The 23144-nt window shown below is 58.1% G+C and carries 22 protein-coding genes; 10 read left to right on the forward strand and 12 right to left on the reverse strand.

All coding sequences use genetic code 11. From position 1 onward, the window contains the following. Positions 1-2: 2 nt before the first annotated feature. From ligB to AC1MDC_RS09615, 3 genes are all read right to left on the reverse strand, one after another. On the reverse strand, positions 3-1679 hold the full coding sequence (gene ligB / locus AC1MDC_RS09605) for an NAD-dependent DNA ligase LigB (RefSeq protein ID WP_480392909.1): 1677 nt from the start codon (positions 1677-1679) through the stop codon (positions 3-5). Between the two features lie 203 nt (positions 1680-1882). After that, positions 1883-3073: a methionine adenosyltransferase gene (gene metK / locus AC1MDC_RS09610; RefSeq protein ID WP_011336330.1), complete on the reverse strand. Its 1191-nt coding sequence runs from the start codon at positions 3071-3073 to the stop codon at positions 1883-1885. 18 nt (positions 3074-3091) lie between these two features. Continuing rightward, positions 3092-4087 carry an ArsR/SmtB family transcription factor gene (locus AC1MDC_RS09615; RefSeq protein WP_085697812.1) on the reverse strand — a complete coding sequence of 332 codons (996 nt, stop codon included), beginning with the start codon at positions 4085-4087 and terminating at the stop codon, positions 3092-3094. Positions 4088-4358: 271 nt separating this feature from the next. Here AC1MDC_RS09615 and tkt point away from each other — a divergent pair, with 271 nt between their 5' ends. From tkt to fba, 6 genes are all read left to right on the forward strand, one after another. Continuing rightward, positions 4359-6356 (forward strand): transketolase, encoded by a 1998-nt coding sequence (tkt, locus tag AC1MDC_RS09620; RefSeq protein ID WP_480392910.1) that lies wholly within the window; start codon positions 4359-4361, stop codon positions 6354-6356. A gap of 180 nt (positions 6357-6536) precedes the next feature. Then, positions 6537-7589, forward strand: a complete 1053-nt coding sequence (epd, locus tag AC1MDC_RS09625; protein WP_085697810.1) for an erythrose-4-phosphate dehydrogenase — start codon at positions 6537-6539, stop codon at positions 7587-7589. 12 nt (positions 7590-7601) lie between these two features. Then, positions 7602-8765 carry a phosphoglycerate kinase gene (locus AC1MDC_RS09630; protein WP_085697809.1) on the forward strand — a complete coding sequence of 388 codons (1164 nt, stop codon included), beginning with the start codon at positions 7602-7604 and terminating at the stop codon, positions 8763-8765. Positions 8766-8799: 34 nt separating this feature from the next. After that, positions 8800-9021, forward strand: a complete 222-nt coding sequence (locus AC1MDC_RS09635; protein WP_085697808.1) for a hypothetical protein — start codon at positions 8800-8802, stop codon at positions 9019-9021. A gap of 56 nt (positions 9022-9077) precedes the next feature. After that, positions 9078-9410 carry an MliC family protein gene (locus AC1MDC_RS09640; protein ID WP_227233751.1) on the forward strand — a complete coding sequence of 111 codons (333 nt, stop codon included), beginning with the start codon at positions 9078-9080 and terminating at the stop codon, positions 9408-9410. A 125-nt stretch (positions 9411-9535) separates the two neighbouring features. Then, the gene (gene fba, locus AC1MDC_RS09645) at positions 9536-10600 is read left to right on the forward strand and encodes a class II fructose-bisphosphate aldolase (protein ID WP_007959708.1); all 1065 of its coding nucleotides are present in this window, start codon (positions 9536-9538) and stop codon (positions 10598-10600) included. A 217-nt stretch (positions 10601-10817) separates the two neighbouring features. Here fba and AC1MDC_RS09650 read toward each other — a convergent pair whose 3' ends face one another. The 7 genes from AC1MDC_RS09650 to AC1MDC_RS09680 all read right to left on the reverse strand — a co-directional run bounded on the left by AC1MDC_RS09650 (position 10818) and on the right by AC1MDC_RS09680 (position 15855). Continuing rightward, a complete protein-coding gene (locus AC1MDC_RS09650; RefSeq protein WP_480392911.1) occupies positions 10818-11375 on the reverse strand; it encodes a hypothetical protein in 558 nt (185 codons plus the stop codon). A 154-nt stretch (positions 11376-11529) separates the two neighbouring features. After that, positions 11530-11973 (reverse strand): hypothetical protein, encoded by a 444-nt coding sequence (locus AC1MDC_RS09655; protein WP_085697806.1) that lies wholly within the window; start codon positions 11971-11973, stop codon positions 11530-11532. A gap of 114 nt (positions 11974-12087) precedes the next feature. Then, positions 12088-12249: a hypothetical protein gene (locus AC1MDC_RS09660; protein WP_170929723.1), complete on the reverse strand. Its 162-nt coding sequence runs from the start codon at positions 12247-12249 to the stop codon at positions 12088-12090. 156 nt (positions 12250-12405) lie between these two features. Further along, on the reverse strand, positions 12406-12948 hold the full coding sequence (locus AC1MDC_RS09665) for a hypothetical protein (RefSeq protein ID WP_139832586.1): 543 nt from the start codon (positions 12946-12948) through the stop codon (positions 12406-12408). 811 nt (positions 12949-13759) lie between these two features. Continuing rightward, positions 13760-14191 (reverse strand): hypothetical protein, encoded by a 432-nt coding sequence (locus AC1MDC_RS09670; protein WP_085697805.1) that lies wholly within the window; start codon positions 14189-14191, stop codon positions 13760-13762. A gap of 266 nt (positions 14192-14457) precedes the next feature. Continuing rightward, a complete protein-coding gene (locus AC1MDC_RS09675; RefSeq protein ID WP_085697804.1) occupies positions 14458-14820 on the reverse strand; it encodes a DUF6124 family protein in 363 nt (120 codons plus the stop codon). Between the two features lie 366 nt (positions 14821-15186). Beyond that, positions 15187-15855, reverse strand: coding sequence for a polysaccharide lyase family 7 protein (locus AC1MDC_RS09680; protein ID WP_227233749.1), 669 nt, complete (start codon positions 15853-15855; stop codon positions 15187-15189). Between the two features lie 350 nt (positions 15856-16205). On the opposite strand from AC1MDC_RS09680, the gene AC1MDC_RS09685 reads away from it, so the two are divergent. From AC1MDC_RS09685 to AC1MDC_RS09695, 3 genes are read left to right on the forward strand one after another with little or no spacing between them, the layout of a single operon-like run. Continuing rightward, entirely contained in the window at positions 16206-18329 is a 2124-nt protein-coding gene (locus tag AC1MDC_RS09685; protein ID WP_480392912.1) for a putative bifunctional diguanylate cyclase/phosphodiesterase, read from the forward strand. A gap of 41 nt (positions 18330-18370) precedes the next feature. Beyond that, a complete protein-coding gene (locus tag AC1MDC_RS09690; protein ID WP_227233746.1) occupies positions 18371-18862 on the forward strand; it encodes a M48 family metallopeptidase in 492 nt (163 codons plus the stop codon). A gap of 24 nt (positions 18863-18886) precedes the next feature. Further along, positions 18887-19183, forward strand: coding sequence for a winged helix-turn-helix domain-containing protein (locus AC1MDC_RS09695; protein ID WP_085697800.1), 297 nt, complete (start codon positions 18887-18889; stop codon positions 19181-19183). A gap of 42 nt (positions 19184-19225) precedes the next feature. On the opposite strand, the gene AC1MDC_RS09700 is transcribed toward AC1MDC_RS09695, so the two are convergent. After that, on the reverse strand, positions 19226-19678 hold the full coding sequence (locus AC1MDC_RS09700) for a GNAT family N-acetyltransferase (RefSeq protein ID WP_085697799.1): 453 nt from the start codon (positions 19676-19678) through the stop codon (positions 19226-19228). 256 nt (positions 19679-19934) lie between these two features. Here AC1MDC_RS09700 and AC1MDC_RS09705 point away from each other — a divergent pair, with 256 nt between their 5' ends. Further along, entirely contained in the window at positions 19935-20672 is a 738-nt protein-coding gene (locus AC1MDC_RS09705) for a substrate-binding periplasmic protein (protein WP_085697798.1), read from the forward strand. 140 nt (positions 20673-20812) lie between these two features. On the opposite strand, the gene yccS is transcribed toward AC1MDC_RS09705, so the two are convergent. Then, on the reverse strand, positions 20813-22996 hold the full coding sequence (gene yccS / locus AC1MDC_RS09710; RefSeq protein ID WP_480392913.1) for a YccS family putative transporter: 2184 nt from the start codon (positions 22994-22996) through the stop codon (positions 20813-20815). Between the last annotated feature and the right edge of the window lie 148 nt (positions 22997-23144).

A 23144-nucleotide genomic window follows, 5' to 3' on the forward strand; every position in this document is an offset into this window, starting at 1 on the left:
GTTCAGAAGCCGTCGACGCCGGCGGCTTGCAGGGTTTCACTCAGGGCCAGTACCTGCGGGTCGCGAAAAAAGGCGCTCAATTGCGCCGCGCGGCCCGGGCCGATCCCGGCTTCTGCCTGCCATTGTTCGGTGTTGCGTTGTGCCAGCGCCTGCCACGAATCGGCGAGTGTTGCCTGACCGGTCGGTGGCAATCCCAGGGCTTTGAGCCACTGTAGAAACGGCCGTTGGCGGGCGCTGTGAAAACTGTGCAGCAGGCGGGCACTGCTGCGCTCGCCGAGACCGGCAATGTTAGCAAGCTCCGGCCCGTCGAGGGTCAACCAATCCAGCAGGCTGTTCAGGCGGCCTGTTTCGAGAAGTTTCTCCCAGGTACCGCGACCGACATGGGGCAGGGCCAGCCCCTGTTTGCCGCTGAGCCAGGTCAGGCGCGCGAGGAACTGGCTTTCGCAGCCCGGCGTCGGTTGCCAGCAGCTCAGGACATGAAAATCGCTGGCCAGCGGAACGTTCAGATCGGCGCGTTCTTTGCTGCGCAGCACTACGCTGTCAAGTCGCGGAATCGTCAGCCCGGCCAGGCTGATTGCCACCTGATCGCCGGGGCGAATGTCCAGATCCTGCCAGCGCCTGAGCGAACTGACGCTGACCCGTTTGATCTGCCGGTCATCGAGCGTTACCGGCAACAGTTCAAGCACCGGCGTGATGCGCCCGGTGCGGCCGATCTTGAAATTCACCTTGCGTACCTCGGCCAGCGCCTGGGCAAAAGGGTATTTCCAGGCGACAGCCCAGTAGGGCGGACGAGCCTGCCAGCGTTCGGCGGGCGGTCGCTGGCTCTGGCGCAGAACCACGCCGTCCGTGGCGAATGGCAATGGCGAGCGATACCAGTGATCGCGCCAGCGTTGCGCGTCGTTCAGGCTGGCGACGGCCTGGGTGTAGGGTTCGGTGGGGGGAAAGCCGAATTGCGCCAGGGCCGCGATTCGCTCTGGCAAGTCCTCAGGCCCTTGCGGCCAGTCCCAGACAAACAGCTCGATGCCGGCGGCATGTTCCGCGTCGAGATCCTTGCGCCCCAGCAGGCCGGCCACGGTGGCGCGGGCATTGGCGCCGCCGGCGCGTGCCTGCATGTGTCCGTTCAAGCGCCAGTAAAGTTCGCCTTGCACCAGCAGATCCTGTGGTTGCGTCAGCTGTTGCGGAATGGCTCCGATCTTTTTGGCCGAAGCCGTCCAGTCCTGCCCGCGAATGCCATCCCCGCGACTGATTGCCTGATGCAATCGGCCGTCGCGATAGATCAGGGTGACCGCCACGCCATCGACCTTGGGTTGTATCCAGACGTTTTGGCGGTTGCGCAGCCAGATCGCGATGTCCGCAGCGTCATGAAGTTTGTCCAGGCCGGTGTGGGCGACAGGGTGCGCCACCGGGCCTGATGCAGTGCGCAACGGCTCGGGTGGTGAAGGAAGTTTGAAGCATCGGCGCCATTGGTTCAGGCGCAGGCGTGACTGATCGTACAGCTCATCGGCGATCACTGATCGGCCTTCGCGATGATAGGCGTCGTCCCAACGGTCGATCTGTTGTTGCAGGGCGGCGACTTCGCTCGATGCCCGGTCGGCGGACCAGTCCGGGCAGGTGGCAGCGAAGGTATTGAGGTGGAAAACCGGCAGGAAAAACAAAAACAGGCGCAGTGTGGCAAGCATCGTGAGCGTCCTTGCTCAGGTAGATGCTTGAAGGCTAGGCGAGGATTTGTTGTTGAGAGAGATGGGTGTTTTGCGAGCTGTTTCCAGTCCGAATGTGATGTCGCTGATTCGGGCCTCTTCGCGAGCAAGCTCGCTCCCACGGAGTACGAATGAAAAAGCCCCGCACGGCGAACCGTGCGGGGCTTCTTGTACCGCCAGGAAAATTACAGGCCGGCAGCGGAACGCAGAGCGTCGGCGCGGTCGGTTTTTTCCCAGGTGAACGTGGAGAAGGTGTCTTCGCCAACAGTCTTGGTCTGCGGAGCACGACCGAAGTGGCCGTAGGCTGCGGTTTCCTGGTACATCGGGTGCAGCAGGTCGAGCATGGTGGTGATCGCGTATGGACGCAGGTCAAACACTTCGCGGACCAGTTTGATGATCTTGTCATCGCTGATCTTGCCGGTGCCGAAGGTGTTCAGCGAGATCGAGGTAGGCTGGGCCACGCCGATCGCGTAGGAAACCTGAATCTCGCAACGCTCGGCCAGGCCGGCAGCGACGATGTTCTTGGCAACATAACGGCCAGCGTAGGCAGCCGAACGGTCAACCTTGGATGGATCTTTACCGGAGAACGCGCCGCCGCCGTGACGAGCCATGCCGCCGTAGCTGTCGACGATGATCTTGCGACCGGTCAGGCCGCAGTCACCCACCGGGCCGCCAATGATGAACTGGCCGGTCGGGTTGATGTGGAACTGGGTGTCCTTGCTCAGCAGTTCGGCAGGCAGCACGTGCTTGACGATCAGCTCCATCACGCCTTCGCGCAGGTCGTTGTACGACACTTCAGGGTTGTGCTGGGTCGACAGCACCACGGCGTCGATGCCGACAACCTTGCCGCCTTCGTAACGGCAGGTCACTTGCGACTTGGCGTCCGGGCGCAGCCAAGGCAGCAGACCCGACTTGCGGGCTTCGGCCTGACGCTGCACCAGTTGGTGCGAGAAGGTGATCGGTGCTGGCATCAGCACGTCGGTTTCGTTGCTGGCGTAGCCGAACATCAGGCCCTGGTCGCCGGCGCCCTGATCTTCAGGCTTGGCGCGGTCAACACCCTGGTTGATGTCAGGGGACTGCTTGCCGATGATGTTCATCACGCCGCAGGTCGCGCCGTCGAAGCCAACGTCGGAGCTGGTGTAGCCGATGTCGCAAATCACGTCACGAACGATCTGCTCCAGGTCGACCCAGGCGCTGGTGGTCACTTCACCGGCAACGATGGCCACGCCAGTCTTGACCAGGGTTTCCACCGCAACGCGTGCGTGCTTGTCCTGGGCGATGATGGCGTCCAGCACTGCATCGGAAATCTGGTCGGCGATTTTGTCCGGATGTCCTTCAGACACGGACTCGGAGGTGAAGAGGGAGTATTCGCTCATCTCGATGTTTTCCTGAATTTACCGATGGTGAGTGTCGCCAGCCGGTCGCTGAAAATGGCGGACCTGAATCTGGAAACCATTACGTAAGCCTACATAGAGGCTTTCCCCGGGAACGAGTCCCGCAGCGGTGGCCCAACGGGCCAGATCGTCCTGTTCAAACCCCAACCACAGATCACCGCAGGCCTCCCTGGCCCAACTCTGGTTGTGGCTACATAACTCTGTCACGAGCAGGCTACCGCCCGGTTGCAGCAGGCTGGCCATGTGCTTGAGCGCTTCGGCCGGCGCGGCGAAATGGTGCAACACCATGTTCAACACCACGCAATCGGCCTGAAGGCTCACGCCATTCAATGCATCGGCCAATTGCAGGCTGACGTTAGCCAGCTGTTCACGTTCACATACCTGACGGGCCAGTTCGAGCATCGCCGCGCTGTTGTCCAGTGCGGTTACGGTGCCGAAGCGGCGCGCCAGTTCCGGCAGGAATGCACCATCGCCGGGGCCGACTTCAATGGCCGTGGCTGCGCCATTGAAATTCAGTTTGTCGAGCAGGGCCAGCACGCTTTCACGGTACTGCGGCAGGCCGGCAATCAAATCCTGCTGGGCGCGGAATTTCTCCGCGACCCGGGCAAAAAAGTCCTGGCTGTTGGCAGCGCGTTGCCCGTGAACCTTTGCGATCCGGGTTTCCACGTCGGCCGGCAGCGCCAGATTGTCGACTTCTTCTAACAATGCAGTGTGCAACTTGCCGCCCAGCAACTCGGTGTGGGGCAGGGCGCGGCGATAGAAAACCGCATTGCCTTCGCGGCGAGTCGCCACCAGATCCGCCTGCGCCAGCACTTTAAGGTGATGGCTCATGCCGGACTGGCCGATATCGAAAATCTGCGCCAGTTCCAGAACGCCGAACGAGTCGTTGGCCAGGGCGCGCAATACATTCAGCCGCAGTGGATCGCCGCCGGCCTTGCACAGGGCCGCCAGCTCGTCGCAATCGTCATGGCGAATGGAAGGCACACGTAAGTTCATAGGGCTGGCAGTCTAGTGACGGCCGGAAGGCATCGCAAGGTCTATATCAAAAAGTTTTGATATTGCTCGATGGATGGCGCATTCGATTGCACTTCTCACCGTCCGGTCAACTCTACAAACGAACAGCGGAAAGGTTTCACCTGCCGAAACCGATGTTATCCATTGGAAAAACGCCTCCGGATGACTATCTGTCATTGCCCCGAGGCGCTCGGGTGAGGGAAAATGCCCTCCTTTTTTCCGTTTCAATCTATTCACACCCAGGAGATCAGCGATGCCTAGCCGTCGTGAGCGTGCCAACGCCATTCGTGCCCTCAGCATGGATGCCGTGCAAAAAGCCAACAGCGGCCATCCCGGTGCCCCCATGGGTATGGCAGATATCGCCGAAGTGCTTTGGCGCGACTACCTCAAGCACAACCCGAGCAATCCATCGTTCGCCGACCGTGACCGCTTTGTGCTGTCCAACGGCCACGGCTCGATGTTGATCTACTCGCTGCTGCACCTGACCGGTTACGACCTGTCGATCGACGACCTGAAACAGTTCCGTCAATTGCACAGCCGCACCCCGGGCCACCCGGAATTCGGTTACACCCCGGGCGTTGAAACCACCACCGGCCCGTTGGGTCAGGGTCTGGCCAACGCCGTGGGCTTCGCCCTGGCAGAAAAGGTACTGGGCGCCCAGTTCAACCGTCCCGGCCACAACATCGTCGACCACCACACCTACGTGTTCCTGGGTGATGGCTGCATGATGGAAGGCATTTCCCACGAAGTCGCTTCCCTGGCCGGCACTCTGGGCCTGGGCAAGCTGATCGCCTTCTACGATGACAACGGCATCTCCATCGACGGCGAAGTCGAAGGCTGGTTCACCGACGACACGCCGAAGCGCTTCGAATCGTACAACTGGCAAGTGATCCGCAATGTCGACGGTCACGATCCGGAAGAGATCAAGACCGCCATCGAGACCGCTCGCAAAAGCCCGCTGCCGACCCTGATCTGCTGCAAGACCACCATCGGTTTCGGTTCGCCGAACAAGCAAGGCAAGGAAGATTGCCACGGCGCCCCGCTGGGTGACGCGGAAATCGCCCTGACCCGTCAGGCGCTGAACTGGAACCACGGCCCGTTCGAAATCCCGGCCGACATCTATGCCGAGTGGGACGCCAAGGAAAAAGGCCGCGCTGTCGAAGCCGAGTGGGATCAGCGTTTCGCTGCTTACTCCGCCGCATTCCCGACCGAAGCCAATGAACTGATCCGTCGCCTGAGCGGCGAGCTGCCGGCCGACTTCTCCGAGAAGGCTGACGCCTACATCGCCGACGTTGCGGCCAAAGGCGAAACCATCGCCAGCCGTAAAGCCAGCCAGAACACCTTGAACGCGTTCGGCCCGCTGCTGCCGGAAGTGCTGGGCGGTTCGGCCGACCTGGCCGGTTCCAACCTGACCCTGTGGAAAGGCTGCAAAGGCGTCAGCGCCGAAGACGCCAGCGGCAACTACATGTACTACGGCGTGCGCGAATTCGGCATGACCGCCATCATGAACGGCGTTGCCCTGCACGGCGGTCTGGTGCCTTACGGCGCGACCTTCCTGATGTTCATGGAGTACGCCCGCAACGCGGTGCGCATGTCCGCTCTGATGAAGCAGCGTGTCATCCACGTCTACACCCACGACTCCATCGGTCTGGGCGAAGACGGCCCGACGCACCAGCCGATCGAGCAACTGACCAGCCTGCGCAGCACGCCGAACCTCGACACCTGGCGTCCGGCCGATGCCGTTGAATCGGCCGTGGCCTGGAAAAACGCCCTGGAGCGCAAGGACGGCCCGTCGGCGCTGATCTTCTCGCGTCAGAACCTGCAGCACCAAACCCGTGATGCCGGCCAGATCGCCAACATCAGCCGTGGCGGTTATGTACTGAAGGACTGCGCAGGCGAGCCTGAGCTGATCCTGATCGCCACCGGTTCGGAAGTCGGTCTGGCCGTTCAGGCCTACGACAAACTGACCGAGCAAGGCCGCAAGGTGCGCGTGGTTTCCATGCCATGCACCAGCGCGTTCGATGCTCAGGACGCCAGCTACAAGCAATCGGTCCTGCCGTTGCAGATTGGCGCGCGTATCGCGATCGAAGCGGCCCACGCCGACTTCTGGTTCAAGTACGTGGGTCTGGAAGGTCGCGTGATCGGCATGACCACCTACGGCGAATCGGCTCCGGCTTCGGCACTGTTCGAAGAGTTCGGCTTCACCCTGGAAAACATCCTGGGTCAGGCTGAAGAGCTGCTGGAAGACTGATCCAGAAAAGGTGTCGCCTGAACTGACGCCATCGCGAGCAAGCTCGCTCCCGCAGGGGATTTGTTGTGTGACACAAATAGTGTTTGCAACATATGCCCCATGTGGGAGCGAGCTTGCTCGCGATAGCGATGGTTCAGGCGCCATCGCATCAACGGATACACCACGGTAATCGAGAACCCCATGCCTCAACCGCGTCCCTACAAAGTTGCACTCAACGGCTACGGCCGGATTGGTCGTTGCGTCTTGCGTGCGTTGTTCGAGCGAGGCGAGAAGGCAGGGTTTGAAATTGTCGCGATCAACGACCTGGCCGACATGGCCAGCATCGAATACCTGACACGCTTCGACTCCACTCACGGCCGGTTTCCCGGCGAAGTGAGGGTCGACGGCGATTGTCTGCATATTAATGGCGGCTGCGTGAAGGTCCTGCGCAGTGCCACCCCCGAAGGCATCGATTGGGCGTCGCTGGGCGTCGATCTGGTGCTCGAATGCTCCGGCGCCTGGCACACCCGCGCAGACGGCCAGCGTTTCCTCGACGCTGGCGCGCCGCGTGTGCTGTTTTCGCAGCCGATGGCCAGCGAGGCGGATGTCGACGCCACCATCGTCTACGGCGTCAATCAGGATTGCCTGACCGGCGATGAATTGCTGGTGTCCAACGCCTCCTGCACCACCAACTGTGGCGTGCCGCTATTGCGTCTGCTGGATCAGGCAGTCGGCCTGGATTATGTGTCGATCACCACGATTCACTCGGCGATGAACGATCAGCCGGTGATCGATGCCTATCACCACGAAGACCTGCGCCGCACCCGTTCGGCGTTCCAGTCGGTGATCCCGGTTTCCACAGGGCTGGCGCGAGGTATCGAGCGCCTGCTGCCGGAACTTGCCGGGCGAATCCAGGCCAAAGCCGTACGCGTGCCGACGGTCAACGTGTCCTGCCTCGACATCACGATGCAGACCGCGAGCGATACCGACGCCGGCGAGGTCAACCGGATCCTGCGCGAGGCTGCCACCAGCGGCCCGCTCAAAGGTCTGTTGGCCTACACCGAGCTGCCCCACGCAAGTTGTGATTTCAACCATGACCCACATTCGGCCATCGTCGATGCCAGTCAGACCCGCGTTTCCGGCCCCCGGCTGGTGAACATCCTGGCCTGGTTCGACAACGAATGGGGTTTTGCCAACCGAATGCTGGATGTTGCAGAACACTATCTGCAGACAGCGACTTCAAAAAAACCGTAGGAAGTGCGACCCATGACCGTGTTGAAGATGTCCGACCTCGATCTGCAAGGTAAGCGCGTATTGATCCGCGAAGACCTCAACGTCCCAGTCAAGGACGGTGTTGTCACCAGCGATGCGCGTATCCTGGCTTCGCTGCCGACCATCAAGCTGGCCCTGGAAAAAGGCGCGGCCGTGATGGTTTGCTCGCACCTGGGTCGTCCGACCGAAGGCGAGTTCTCCGCCGAGAACAGCCTCAAGCCTGTCGCCGATTACTTGAGCAAGGCCCTGGGCCGCGAAGTGCCGCTGGTGACGGACTACCTGGGCGGCGTTGACGTCAAGGCCGGCGACATCGTGCTGTTCGAAAACGTGCGCTTCAACAAGGGCGAGAAAAAGAACACCGACGAACTGGCCCAGCAATACGCCGCCCTGTGCGACGTGTTCGTGATGGACGCTTTCGGCACGGCTCACCGCGCCGAAGGTTCGACCCACGGTGTGGCCAAGTTCGCCAAAGTCGCTGCTGCCGGCCCGCTGCTGGCCGCTGAACTGGATGCACTGGGCAAAGCCCTGGGCGCCCCGGCCAAGCCGATGGCGGCCATCGTTGCCGGTTCCAAGGTCTCGACCAAACTCGACGTGCTGAACAGCCTGAGCCAGATCTGCGATCAACTGATCGTCGGCGGCGGCATCGCCAACACCTTTCTCGCTGCGGCCGGTCACCCGGTCGGCAAGTCGCTGTACGAGCCGGACCTGCTGGACACCGCTCGCGCCATTGCCGCCAAGGTCAGCGTGCCGCTGCCGGTGGACGTTGTGGTTGCCAAGGAATTCGCTGAAAGCGCTGAAGCGACCGTGAAGCTGATCGCTGACGTCGCTGCCGACGACATGATTCTGGACATCGGCCCGCAAACCGCTGCCAACTTCGCCGAACTGCTGAAGTCGTCGAAAACCATCCTGTGGAACGGCCCGGTCGGCGTGTTCGAATTCGACCAGTTCGGTAACGGCACCAAAGTGCTGGCCGAAGCCATCGCCGAAAGCGCGGCGTTCTCGATTGCCGGCGGTGGCGACACCCTGGCCGCCATCGATAAATATGGCGTGGCAGAAAAGATCTCCTACATTTCCACCGGTGGTGGCGCGTTCCTCGAATTCGTCGAAGGCAAGGTGCTGCCGGCCGTTGAAGTCCTGGAAAGCCGGGCCAAGGCCTGAGGCCGCCCGTTTGGCCAGGCAAAGGAGTGTTCAGATGGTCAAGTCGTTAGCGCTGTTGTTGCTGACCGGTACATTGGCAGCCTGCGGGAGTAACCCGAAGGCTGCGCCGGAGCCGGCACCCGGCGAGGCACAGAAGGGCTGCTACCAGGCCGACTGGCAGGCCGAAACCAACCCGGTGCTGAACAAGCGCTCGGGGCCGGACGGTCTGGACAAATACGAGACGCAAACCCCGGCCAAGGAACATGGTTGTCCTTGACCGGTCTGACTCTTTACTCAAGTCCGGCGGCGTGCGCTGCCGGTCGAGGAACACGGATGAAAGGTTTGATCGCCGTTGCGGCACTGGGCTTGTTGGGTGGTTGTGCGCAGTGGAACCCGTTCCAGTCGTCCGCTCCTGTGGATAACTGGACCACCTGGACCTGCGACAGCCAGGCCAAGGTGCTGTGGCGTTACACCGACGCCGGCCAGAAGGCAGTCGATGTGCGACTGGGCGGTGGCGATCAGGTCTATCGCCTGAAAGAAGAGCCGGGCGCCTCGGGCACGTTGTACAGCGACGACATGCTGGCGTTTCACATCAAAGGTAATGAAGGCCTGGTCTACTGGGTCGCTACCAATGATCTGATCGGCCGGGGCTGCAAAGCCGAATAGAACAGAATTTGCTTTATCGAATCACCAGGCCGGGCCTCAACCCCCGATCTGCAATCACTTGAATAGCCGCCGCCGCTCCGGCAGGCTGGCACGATTAACGACCCAAACCGGGAGAGAGACACACAATGGCACTTATCAGCATGCGCCAGATGCTGGACCACGCAGCCGAGTTCGGCTACGGCGTTCCAGCCTTCAACGTCAACAACCTTGAGCAGATGCGCGCCATCATGGAAGCCGCTGACAAGACTGACTCCCCGGTGATCGTCCAGGCTTCGGCCGGCGCTCGCAAATACGCCGGCGCCCCGTTCCTGCGTCACCTGATCCTGGCCGCGATAGAAGAATTCCCGCACATCCCGGTGTGCATGCACCAGGACCACGGCACCAGCCCTGACGTCTGCCAGCGCTCGATCCAGCTGGGCTTCAGCTCGGTGATGATGGACGGCTCCCTCGGCGAAGACGGCAAGACTCCGACCGACTACGAATACAACGTCCGCGTGACCCAACAGACTGTCGCCATGGCTCACGCCTGCGGCGTTTCGGTTGAGGGCGAGCTGGGCTGCCTGGGTTCGCTGGAAACCGGCATGGCCGGTGAAGAAGACGGCATCGGCGCCGAAGGCGTTCTGGATCACAGCCAGATGCTGACCGACCCGGAAGAAGCCGCTGACTTCGTCAAGAAGACCCAAGTTGATGCCCTGGCCATCGCTATCGGCACCAGCCACGGCGCCTACAAGTTCACCAAGCCGCCTACCGGTGACGTGCTGGCGATCGACCGCATCAAGGAAATCCACAAGCGCATTCCGAACACCCACCTGGTGATGCACGGTTCCTCGTCGGTTCCGCAAGAGTGGCTGGCGATCATCAACCAGTACGGCGGCGACATCAAAGAAACCTACGGCGTACCGGTTGAAGAAATCGTCGAAGGCATCAAGCACGGCGTGCGCAAGGTCAACATCGACACCGACCTGCGTCTGGCATCCACCGGCGCCATGCGTCGCCTGATGGCCACCAACCCGAGCGAATTCGACCCGCGTAAATTCTTCGGCGAAACCGTGAAGGCGATGCGCGACGTATGTATCGCTCGTTACGAAGCTTTCGGTACTGCCGGCAATGCTTCGAAGATCAAGCCGATCTCGCTGGAAAGCATGTATCAGCGTTATCTGAAGGGTGAGTTGAACGCCAAGGTCAATTGAGACTGGGTGTTGAGCTGATTGAATAAAAAATCCGCCGAGAGGCGGATTTTTTATGGGCGACGATATTCTTGGGCCATGAGGTTATCCAAAAGTAAGAGCAAACGGCGCTGCTGTTTGCTCAATGGCATGATAAATAAATCTTTCCCCATAAGTTCTTGTTTCGCTGTCCCCATAAGCTCTTCATAGTTCTCTAGAGCTCTTGGGGTCGTCGGTTGGCTTATGCAGGGCGGTATGTATATCTTTTTACCTTGACGGTTTCAGTTGACTCCTCAATTGTTTCTTGCGCTTCGAAGGTAAATTTCAATGCATAAGTAGTTGAGTCGCTTCTAACATAGCCTTGTTGTAATTGTTGTCCGTTTGAACCCTCCACGTACCCGGGATTATTGTAGCGATCCCAAATCCACGGAGTGCTATCAGGTTCAGGAGGGATATAGGGTTTAACAGTAATTGGTTTTGGGTCGGCGGGTGGGAAACTAGGTATGCTTACGGTTTCTGCGATTCCCGGATAGATATTTGGGGAGTCAGGCTGCGGGTCGAAAACTACTGGCTTTGAGCCAATAAAATCAAGTATATGATCAAAATTGTCTAGCTGCAGTGCAGTGATATCAGTCTTTCTAATAGTTTCTAATATGCCTGCTGTATTCTTTACTTTTACGCTTGCGCCGTCTATCGATTCGATGGTGCCGTCGACCAATTTGTTTTTTTTTGTGATCGCGGTGAATTTGTCGCCAGTGCGCAGGTGCACCTGGCGTTGTACGTTTTGTGTTGTACTCATGTCAGTTACTCCAGGTTTCTTGGTGTGATGGTGTTAAAGTGACCGATAACAGATTTATTTATTCTGCAGATGAACTCATTGGTTTGGTGTGTATGGCAAATTTATAAATTACGCCCCCTCAATTTTTCACTTTGGTATTCAATGATCCGGTTTTCTAAGGTTTCTGGATCGTGAAGAAAAGAGACTGCATGACATAAACAGTGTTGTTCACTGCGTCTGTCACAGAGCCATAGCACTCGATCAGGCCGTTATCCAGTTTGTCCATGGCTGGAATGCCCATGAAAATCCTTACATCGGTATTGTTGAAGTTGCTGGGTAGTGTCAGCTGGTTGATGAATGAGTTTGCAGTTATGCCTGTGGTTGTGTTGTCTGCATAAAAGTCTACGACCATGCCGGGTATGAAAGGAATGGATGTTGGAAGCAAAAAATTACAGCCGCCCAGAAATTGATACTTGCCGTAAGGTTTGTTGTACAAGGTATAGGCGACGTTATTGGTGTCTCTTGGTTTTACACCCATGATGGGTTCCGCTCTTTCAGTTGTTGTGTCTGAATAGAAATGGGCAAATGGTTCTTTAACTACAACGTATTGGGTGGCCATGGAGAGCTTCCTTTTTTAGTTAAGGTGGTCACGCTGTCTTTCAATGCTTGAGGAAAGATGAGGGGCTTTTTATGGGGGCGGATTCATATGTTAAATAAATCTGTCCCCTTAAAGTCACTTAAAGTCATTTTGCCGAAACAAGCTATACGGTTTGTTGTAGAGCGTGTAGGCAACATTGTTCATATCCTTGGGGTCGAAACCTATTTTTCGTTCTGCTGGAATATTGCTATCGGAGTAAAAAACTAGAGGTGCAGGAGAAACGATGTACTTAGCCATGTGAAGTGCCTCCGTTGGCTGGTGAGTATTTTGCGGTGTATAAAAATCGAATGGTCTACATGGAAGGAAAAAGGGGAAGATTTATTTGTTGATAAATAAATCCGTCCCCTTTTTCTCCCCTTTTTTCTATTTTTTTAAGCTCACCTTTCTGATCTTTCAAGGTTTCACTGGGTCACCGTACCTATAATCTCCCCATGGCGTTGCAGGATGACCAAGAGAAGCAGTGGCAGCAGCGTAAATCGCCTGACACCTCCAGCAAACGCAAAGGTTCGAGTGCCAACTTGTTTGTTGCCCAGGATAATCAGGGACATTCCAAGCGTGCTCTGGGCGTGGAACTAAGGGTGGCTCACCGTCATCCCAATTAGTGCTCCCGGCACCGGGCGTTCCCCAAAATGCAATCAAGCCGCCTGAGACTGCACCATTACCATTCCTTGGATAAGCAGTGAGCGTTTGCGTACCAACTGAAAGTTGGTTTTTAGGCGGTTCTTTGAAACTTATTTTTGTAAGGAGTGTTGTATTCCTGAATAGGTAGGGTTTCAGTTTGCTTGGAGCACTATTAGGTGCGGCAATTAAAGAGGTTGCGGTCTGGTCGATTCCAATTATTCGCATGTCGAAAAGTGCTGACCCGTCGTGGGTGAAGTTGATAGTGTCGCCAATTTTGTATTGCAAACCTTCGCCCTGGGAGTGAAAGATAGTCATTCTGTTCTCCATCATCTTTTGATGTTTTAAAAAGTTAACTCGCTATTTTTTTGTGGCTGCTTGCCACTCAACGTAGCTCTCTCGGTATAGTTCAATGTCAGAGATTTCCTCGGTAATACTTGTTCCGTCGAGACGTGTGGCGTAAATTTTTCTGTTAATCATATCTATGTTGTCTAATACGACTGTTTCGCTTGTGCCGTCAGGTCTTCTAATCCAGCATTTCGCGCCCCTACCTATAGAGTCGAATGGGAAAAGCACAAATGGAACTGACCGCTGGGTTGATATTGTTGGTGTGGAAGTGCTCATGGTTTGATTCTCCGTTTGGTTGTTGGGGGGATATAGCTTGATAGGGAAGATTTGTGATTTTGTATATGGCGGTTTTTATATGCTCTGCGATCGTGTGTGTCTTATCCTACTAGTTAAAAATTTCTGTCTGGCCCAACTTGGTACGTTTCGTTGTTCTTGGGTTATGGCTGTTGTATGGTAATGATCGCTGGAGAGGATTATGTAAATCCTGTTGTTCGCTGTATCAGTCACCGAGCCGTAGCATTCAATATCTCCAGTGTCCAGTATTCTCATGGCCGGCATTCCAGCAAAAACTTTAAGCGGTTGAGGTCCTAATATTTGACGGTTATGTGAGAACGAATTGGCAGGGTTGTTGGTCATGATGTTGTCACCATATGCATCGGGTGTTTGGCCAACTTGTAAAGGGATTGAAGGGTCAATAGCCAAGTTGAATTCACCTAGCCTCTGGAATTGCCCATAGGGTTTTCCATATAGTGTATAAGCGGCGTTTTGGGGAAACTTAGTGTCAATGCCGATAGTTTTTTCGGCAGGAATTGTAGAGTCCGAATAAAAAAACGTTGTAGCTGAAGTCACTATGTATGTCGGTTGTGCCATGATTTATGGCTCCTAAACTATTAAGCTTCATGCGGGCGTACCTATTGAGTCGCGCCGCTGTCGAGTGGAAAATGGTGCGTAGGGTTTTTATGATTGTCTGGATATATTTTTCCATTGTTACGTTGTCGATATAGAGAGACAAGTCCCCAGCCATTGGTGTGTTGGCGGGGAGTTTTATGCTGATACCGGATAGGCGCTGGTAAGACGCATAAGGTAGTCCGTGAATCTGGTAGACAACATTTTGAGGGTCTTTCATATTAACCCCGAATGGTGACTTTAGTGGGTGCTGTACAGCGTCGCTGTAATAAAGAGTTACTCCTGGAAGTACGACGTACTTGGCCATGATGCTCTCTCTTGGTTACTCGAGGTTTGTTGGCTTTGGTGTCAATAGTGTGAGTTGTTTTTCTGGTTTTTCTAACTGTCAAATATGACAGTTTTTTATATCAATTACTTATTTGTTCAAAATCGAATAGTTATATGTCGATACTGGTTTTTTGCGACGTATTAAGAAGGTGACGGATTTATTGTTGGCAGTTTTTCGGTACTGCGCGAAGAAAACCCGCCTATGGCGGGTTCTGTGGTAGATGAGTTACCTCAGCCAGTTGCTGATTAAGTTTTTGGCTCCACGTGGTCCAGCGCCTGATTCACCGCCAGTTCTCCAAGCATCACCAGTTGCGCAATGCCTATCGCAGTCTTGCGGTCGGCGGGAGGGAGGGTGGCGGCGAAGTTGTTGAGCATTTCGCTGGCGGAGCCGAGGGTTTCGCTGGCGTTGGCCAGCAGTGATTCGGTGTTGTAGGCGGGGTTGGCGAAGTACATGGGGTCGGGTTCGTTGACCGTGGCCATGATACGGGCGCCGGGGCAGAGGTAGTGGTCGAGGGCGCGTTCGGCGGCTTCGTTGAGTTTTTTGGGGTCGAGGGAATCGTAGGGGGAGGCCGGATCGGTTTCTGGCGGGTTAGGCGTAGGTTTGAACATAAGCTGAAAACTCCTGTAAGGAGCTGCCGGTCCTTCCCTACTAAAAGAAGGGTGGCAGCTGTGCGCAGGTTAGTAGACCGGGGAGTATTCAGCATTAACCGGCGCGCCGAAGCGCCCTGCGCACAGCCACCATCACAGTCAGACTGGAATGTCTGATGGACAGCGCGTTGCACGTAGCTGAAAACACCACAGGCTACTAAACCCGATCACTGCGAATCAGTGACCCGAATCAAGTTACCGACGGCCCTCCAGGCGCACAAGCCGGCGGATTCTGGCGTACCGGTAGGCAGCGACGCAAGCCGTTGTAGGCTTCAGGACGTAACGCGAACCGTCTTTAAACAGCAGCCTTAAACGTGTGCGCCACCGCTATTTATTGTGATCGATATCCAGCTTGCTGAACGTCACCTGCCCGCCCTCGCTGGTGTACCCGGTGTTGTCCTGCACATACACGCCGGCCTTGAAATACAACGGTTTGTTACGCCACGTCGCGCTGATCTGCGAATCCCACTGATACCCGGCCGCACTCACGCCCAGCGCGCCGCCGGGGCTCAGGTGAATGAGGTAGTTGAACTCGCGATTGAGTTTGATCCCGGTGGCGAGGGTGATGACGCGGCTTTCGTCCTGATCCGGATGGGTGCGCAGTTTGATCACCAGGTTGCCGGTCTCGGTTTTGTCTTTGTATTGGTACTCAAGCTTGAGCATCGGCTTCTGGCTTTCATAGGCATGGATCTGCCCGATGACGATCTTGCCGGAGCTGGGCACCTTGTTGACCGAGAGGGTCGCGCGCAGCAGGTTGTCGGCGTCCGGGTAATACCAGTTGCGCAGGGTGCCGTTGCTGTAGGTTTCACGAAGTTCGGTACGCGGGTAGATGGCGTTTTCGGTTTTCGAGCCGGTCACCGGGGACCAGAAGAACAGGGTGCCGGTGTCGGAATGGAAGTACTGATCCTTGAAGCCGTTCACCAGTCTGGAGGTTTCGACGGTGTAGGGCGGGCTGCCAACGGGAACGCTGAGGTTCCAGGTTGCGAGGTCGATCATGTCGGTTCTTCCACTCTGTTGCAGTTGTACGCGCGTGCCAGATGCTCTAGCCCGCGGTTCTTGGGGGCGGCCTTTATAAGCGTAGTGGGATTTTTTGTTAACGGCCGTCTGGCGGATGATTGGCGTCAACAACCTGTCGAAATGCCATGTTTCCCGGTTTTCGAGGGCTTCAGCGGTGACCGTTAGTCGGCTGCCTATCGGTTTGGTTAAATGATGGCTGGATGACAGCTATTGCTTTTACAGATCCCGGACTAGAGTGAACGCTCAGTGACTGTACGGTTTTCACGAGAAAACGCCGGAACACTGATCCGAGATGCCCCGACACAAGATGTCCCGACAAGAGAAGCAGCATGGAATGCGCGCAACCCCAGCCAGGTGAAGGCAGCTCAGTCCTTTTGATCGTTGATGATTACCCTGAAAATCTGATCAGCATGCGCGCCTTGCTGCAGCGCCAGGACTGGCAGGTTATGACCGCAGCTTCCGGTTTCGAAGCCCTCAGCCTGCTGCTCGAACACGACGTCGATCTGGTGCTGCTGGATGTGCAGATGCCGGGCATGGACGGTTTTGAAGTCGCGCGTCTGATGCGCGGCAGCCAGCGCACGCGCCTGACCCCGATCATCTTTCTCACCGCCAACGAGCAGTCCCAGGACGCCGTGATCAAGGGCTATGCCAGCGGTGCGGTGGATTACCTGTTCAAACCGTTCGATCCGCAGATTCTCAAACCCAAAGTCCAGGCGTTGCTGGAACATCAACGCAATCGCCGGGCGTTGCAGCGCCTGAGTCAGGATCTGGAGTCGGCGCGGGCCTTCAATGCGTCGGTGCTGGATAACGCTGCCGAAGGGATTCTGGTACTGGGCGAGGAGGGTCTGATCCGCTTCGCCAACCCGGCGATTTCCCGGCTGCTCAATGCACCGGTAAAGGAATTGGAAGGGCAGGAGTTTCTCGATTTCCTGCAGAAACCGCACATTCCGCTGTGGGTCGATTCCGAGTTTTATGCCAGTTACAAACGCGGCGAGACGTTGCGCTTACACGACGCGTTGCTGCGTACCGCACCAGGCCAGCAGGTGCCGGTGGCCTTGTCCTGCGCAGCGTTGCCGAGTGAACAGCACGCGATGGTGGTGACGGTCCTGGACATGTCGGTGGTGCGCCATCTGCATCAACAGCTGGTATTTCAGGCGGTCACCGATCCGCTGACCGGGCTGCTCAATCGCCGGGGTTTCTACCAGACTGTGGAAAACCTGCTGCTGCGCGGCGAGCGTACGGACAGCAGTTGGGTGCTGATGTACCTCGATCTCGACGGCTTCAAAAGGGTCAACGATTCCCTCGGGCATGATGCCGGGGACCGGGTGTTGCGCTGGGTCTCCGAACAACTGAAAGCCTGCCTGCGGCCGTTCGACATTCTGGCGCGGATGGGTGGCGATGAATTCACCGCGCTGCTGGATCTGGAATTCCCCGAACAAGCGGCGAAGATCGCCGAGAAACTCATCGAGCGGGTGTCGATCTGTCAGCAGATCGAAGGCCTCGATATTGCTTTGGGTGCGAGCATCGGCATCGCCACCTACCCGGATTGCGGCAACAACCTCGACGGTTTGATGCGCGCCTCGGACATCGCCATGTACGAGGCCAAGCGTGCCGGGCGTCAGCAATATCGCTTTTACGATCATGAAATGAACGGCCGCGCGCGCTCGCGGCTGATGCTGGAAGAGAGCGTGCGCAACGCCATCGAAAACCGCGATTTCAATCTGGTGTACCAACCGCAGGTGGCGATTGGCGATGGCCGGATTCGCGGTTTCGAGGCGTTGCTGCGCTGGCAGCACCCGAGCGTCGGCGACGTGCCGCCGGGGTTGTTCCTGCCGTTGCTGGAAGAGGCGACGCTGATCAGCCGGCTCGGCAGCTGGATCTATCATCGCAGCGCCGGGCAGCGTAAGGCGTGGGAGGCCGAGTTCTCAGGAGATCTGGTGATCGGCGTGAGCCTGAGCAACACCCAGTTCGGCCTGCCGAATCTGGTCACCGAATTGCGTCAGGTGCTGGAGCGCCATGGTTTGCAGCCGCACCAGATGGAAGTGGAAGTGACCGAAGAGGCGCTGACGATCAACCCGGACGAGACCCGCAAACAGCTGAAGCTGCTGCGCAATCTCGGGGTGCGGGTGGCGCTGGACGATTTCGGTTCCGGGTCCTGCTCGCTGGCGCATCTGCGCGATCTGGAACTGGATACCCTCAAACTCGATCGGCACCTGATCGCCCGATTGCCGGACTCGTCTCGCGACGCTTCGCTGGTGCGCACGGTCATCGACTTATGCAAGGAATACGGCTTGCTGGTGATTGCCGAAGGCGTGGAAACCGTCGAGCAATATCAGTGGCTGCAAGCTCATGGTTGCGAGTACGTGCAGGGCTTCCTGGTGGCGCGGCCGTTGGTCGCCGAGGACACCGCACGCTTTACCGAGCCGTTCGACTGGAGCGCGTTGGCCGATTGAATTCGCTACACTGGCGGCCTTTTCATGATCTGTGCCGCCCCATGACTGCGTTGAAATACCTCCAGGCCTATCCCGCGAATCTGCAGGATCAGGTGCGCCAATTGATCGCTGACAACCGCCTTGGTGATTACCTGAGCCAACGCTATCCGGGCCGTCACGACGTGCAGAGCGACAAGGCGTTGTACGGTTACGCGCTGGACTTGAAGCAGGAATACCTGCGCAACGCCCCGGCCATCGACAAGGTGCTGTTCGACAACCGCCTCGACCTGACCCACCGCGCCCTCGGCCTGCACACCACGGTCTCGCGGGTGCAGGGCGGCAAGCTCAAGGCCAAGAAAGAGATCCGCATCGCCTCGCTGTTCAAGGACGCCGCGCCTGAGTTTCTGAAGATGATCGTCGTGCACGAACTGGCCCACTTCAAAGAGTCGGATCACAACAAGGCGTTCTATAAATTATGTGAGCACATGCTGCCGGGCTATCACCAGATCGAGTTCGACCTGCGGGTGTACCTGACGTGGCTGGACATGCAATAAGACATCAAACACCGGAGCGCATGCATGGACGTAAGCAAGACCAAGAGCAGTTTCTACCGGCGCTTGTACGTGGCGTACCTGATCGACAGCGGCCTGGCCAGCAGCGTGCCGGCGCTGACCGAGATCACCGGCATGCCCCGGCGTACGGCGCAGGACACCATTGCGGCGCTGGCGGATCTGGATATCGTCTGCGAGTTCGAACAGGAAGAGGGCGCGCGCAATCATGCGGGGCGTTATCGGATTCGGGAGTGGGGGGCGATTGATCGGGGGTGGATCGAGCGCAATTTGCGGCAGATCAAGGCTGTTCTCGAGTATCCCTGACCGATGTAGTCCCTTCGCGGGCAAGCCCGCGAAGGGGAAATCTCAAGACCGACGCATTCCTATGTGCGGAATGTCATCCTCAAGATATTCCTCACCCGCCACCACAAACCCGTACCGCCCGTAATACCCCTGCAAATGCGCCTGGGCCGACAGGTAGATCGGCACTTCAGGCCAGCGCTTCTCGGCCTGTTTCAGCGCCTGTTCCATCATTTCATGGCCCAACCCCTTGCCACGCCCGGCCGGCGCCGTGAGCACGCGGCCGATCACCACGTCGCCGCCCTGGGATTCCGGGTCCAGCAGGCGCAGGTACGCCACCAGTTGATTACCGTCCCAGCCCATCAAATGGCAGGTGTCACCGTCCAGATCCTGTCCGTCCGGATCCAGGTACGCGCAACGCTGTTCGACCACGAACACTTCCGAGCGCAATTTCAAAATGGCGTACAGCTGCTCCAGTCCCAGATCGCTGTGATGTTTGCAGACCCACTCGATTGTCATCTTCCGATTCCTTGAACTACGTCGCCCGATACTAAGCGCAGCGCCGAAATAAGTCTGTATGGCTGAGAAATCTGTGACAAAGGCCAAAATGCCATCATTCCAATATCGCGGTCCGCCGTACTTTGTGTAATCTGCTGGGAAGCGCTGTGCGATGGCTTCAATGAGCTAATGTTAGGGCCTGGGATTCGCCGGTAAGGGGCCTTGGGGTTTTGACTGAAAACACGCCGGGCGGCCCGCCCGCTAAGGATTTTCAAGCATGCCGCGATTGCATCGAGCCTTTGCTTTGATCGGGTTGCTGTTGCTGGGTCAAAGCGCTGCAGCGGAGAAACTGCGTCTGGTATTCGACGTCTGGCCGCCTTTTACCGATGACACGCTGGTCAACGGTGGGCTGGCAACCGACATCGTCAGCACGGCCCTGGCCCGTGCCGGTTATGCCAGCGCCTATGAGCAGGTGCCCTGGGCGCGGGCGTTGATGGGGGTTGGCGAAGGGCGTTACGACGTGCTGGTCAACGCCTGGTACAACGACGAGCGCACGAAGCTGGGGCAGTTTTCTGCCGAGTATCTGCTCAATCGCGTGCGTTTTCTCAAGCGCAAAGACTCGCCCATCGAATACAACAACCTGCAGGAATTGCACACCTATCCGATTGCGGTCGTGCGCGGCTACGCCTATTCGGCGCCGTTCGATGCCGACGCCGCGTTACAGAAAGTCCCTGTGCATAACTTCGCGATGGCCGTGCGCATGCTGGCGGCGGACCGGGTCAAGCTGACCCTGGAAGACGAATACGTCGCCCGCTATTACCTGGCTCGGGAGTCACCGAAAGTACGCAACGCAGTGGAGTTTCTGCCCAAGCCGCTGAGCGAGAACAGCCTGCACATTCTGGTCAGCCTGAAGAACCCGCAGCACGAACAGATCGTGGCCGGGTTCGACAAGGCGATTGCGTCGATGAAGGCCGATGGCAGCTATGACAAGCTGCTCAGGCAACACGGAATGTAGCCTGAAAGATTTTTAGTGCACGAACGGGCCTCTTCGCGGGCAAGCCCGCTCCCACAGGTACAGCGGCAGTTCACATATTTTGTGTACCACACCGACACTGTGGGAGCTGGCTTGCCAGCGATGAGGCCTGTGCGGCCAACTCAGTCTTCGGCTGTGTCTTTGATCAGGTGCGCCGCCAGCGTGCGCAACGGGCCGAGCTGGCGGCAGATCAACGCCAGTTGCGTCTGCACCAGCCGCTGGCCTTCGTCGATTTCGTCCGGCATCTGCTCAAGCTCATTGGCCAGCGCTTCTTCCTCATCACTTTGAATCGCAATCGGCTGTTTGCTCGCCAGACCTTGGGCGATTTCATCGATGCTCGCCGCCAGACTCACCCCGGCACCATCGATCAGATGCTCACGCACCTCGGCCGGCAGTTGGGTTTCCCGGTGCGCGCCGAGGCCTGACAGATAGCTGAGCAAGGTGTGCGACAGCACCAGGAAGCGGAAACCGACGTCGGCTTCCTTCCGGAAATGCCCCGGCTCCATCAGCATGTTCGCCAGCGTCGTGGAGAGTGCCGCGTCGGCGTTGTGCGCGTTGCGCCGGGCCAGTCGATAGGCGAGGTCGTCGCTCTTGCCGGCGGCGTATTGCTGCATGATCTGGCGCAGGTAAATGCTGTTGCAGGTGAGGGTGTTGGCCAGCACCTTGTTCAGGCGCCGACCCTGCCAGTCCGGCAGGAACAGGAACACCGCAAGCCCGGCAATCAGGCTGCCGAGCAAGGTGTCGAACAGTCTTGGCACAAACAGACCATAGCCGTCACCGACCTGGTTGAAGCAGAACAGCACCATGATCGTGATCGCGGCGGTCGCCACGGTGTAGCGGGTGGTGCGGTTGGTAAAGAACACCACGCCGGCGGCGATGGCGAAGCACGATTGCACCAGCGGGCTCGGGAACAGATCGAACAGCGCCCAGGCAATCGTCAGGCCGATCGCCGTGCCGAAAATCCGCTGGCCGAGTTTGCGCCGGGTCGCGCCATAGTTCGGCTGGCAGACAAACAGCGTGGTGAGGATGATCCAGTAACCCTGCGACGGGTGGATCAGGTGCACCATGCCGTAGCCGATGCTCAGTGCCAACGGCAAGCGCAGGGCGTGACGGAACAGCAGCGAGGTCGGCGTCAGCTGCGTGCGCAGACGAATCCACACATCCTTTAAGTTGCGCGGCGAGCGGTCGAGCAGGCTGCTGTCGGTGGCATCCGCCAGCGCATCGGGGTTGCTCGCGTCGCTGAGCAACCGGTCGAGGGTGCCGAGGTTGGCGGCGAGTGCGCGCAACGAACGCAGGAGTCCGCGCCAGGCCGGGTTGCTCTGGATGCGCAGGTGTTCGAGGGAAGCGTGCAGGTCGCTCAGGGCTTCGGCGAAACTCGCGTCGTAAATGAATGGCTGGCGCATCTGGATCGATTCGGCCAGCGCCCGACAGACCTTGCCTTGCTGGCGCAGCAGGCGCTGGCAGCGGAACAGGACATCGCTGTGGAAAAACGCATCGGCCAGGGCGTTGTAGGGATAGTGCGAAGAACTGGCGCGTTCGTGAATGTCTTGCGCCAGGAAGTACAGCTTCAGGTAACGGCTGACTTTCGAGCCGGGCCGACCGTTGCCGACCCGGTGCAGGATGATTTCCTTGGCGCTGTTCAGCGCTGCGACCACCCGACCGTTTTGTTGGGCCAGTTCCAGGCGCCGCGCTTCGACGTCCAGCTGACGGATCGGCTCGAACAGCGAGGCTTTCAGCTTCAGGTAAAAGCCCAGTTCACGGAACAGCCGCGCCAGGCTCTGTTGCACCGGCTGGTTGGAAAACATCGCCTGCCACAGCACCGACAGCAGGCCGTACCACGCGGCGCCGGCCACCAGCAGCATCGGCTCATGCCAGAAATCCGTGACCGCGCCACCGCGCTGATCCACGCCGATCATGGTGTAGACGGAAAGAATCAGGGTCGCCGAAGCAATCGCGCCATAACGCTCGCCGAGCGCACCGAGCATGGTCAGGCCGAAACTGGCCAGTGCCAGCGCAATGACGAAAACGATGGGGTAGGGAAACAGCAATTCCACGGACAGCGCCGCGACGCTGAAACACACCAGCGTCACCGCCAGCGCGTTGAGGCGGCCCTGCCAACTGTCGTCGGTCTCGGCCAGGGCGCTGGCGATGATCCCCAGGAACAGCGGAATCAGCAGCCCCATTTCATCCTGATACCAGCACAGCGCCATGCTGCCGGTCAGGGCGATGAACACCCGCACGCTGTAGCTGAATTTATCCAGCGCCCACAGGCGCCGCAAAGACTGACGAAACGAGGTCGAGGACATGAAGTGCGAAGGCCTTCCGAGGCGATGCCGCTAAATTGAGCCAGTAATGACGCCGACGCAATGGCGCCGATCACATCTGACAGCAAAAAGTGTTCCCTACAGCTTCACCGATAACAAATGTGGGAGCAGTCTCGCCCACAGTTTGATT

It is taken from the genome of Pseudomonas sp. 1 (assembly GCF_056626735.1).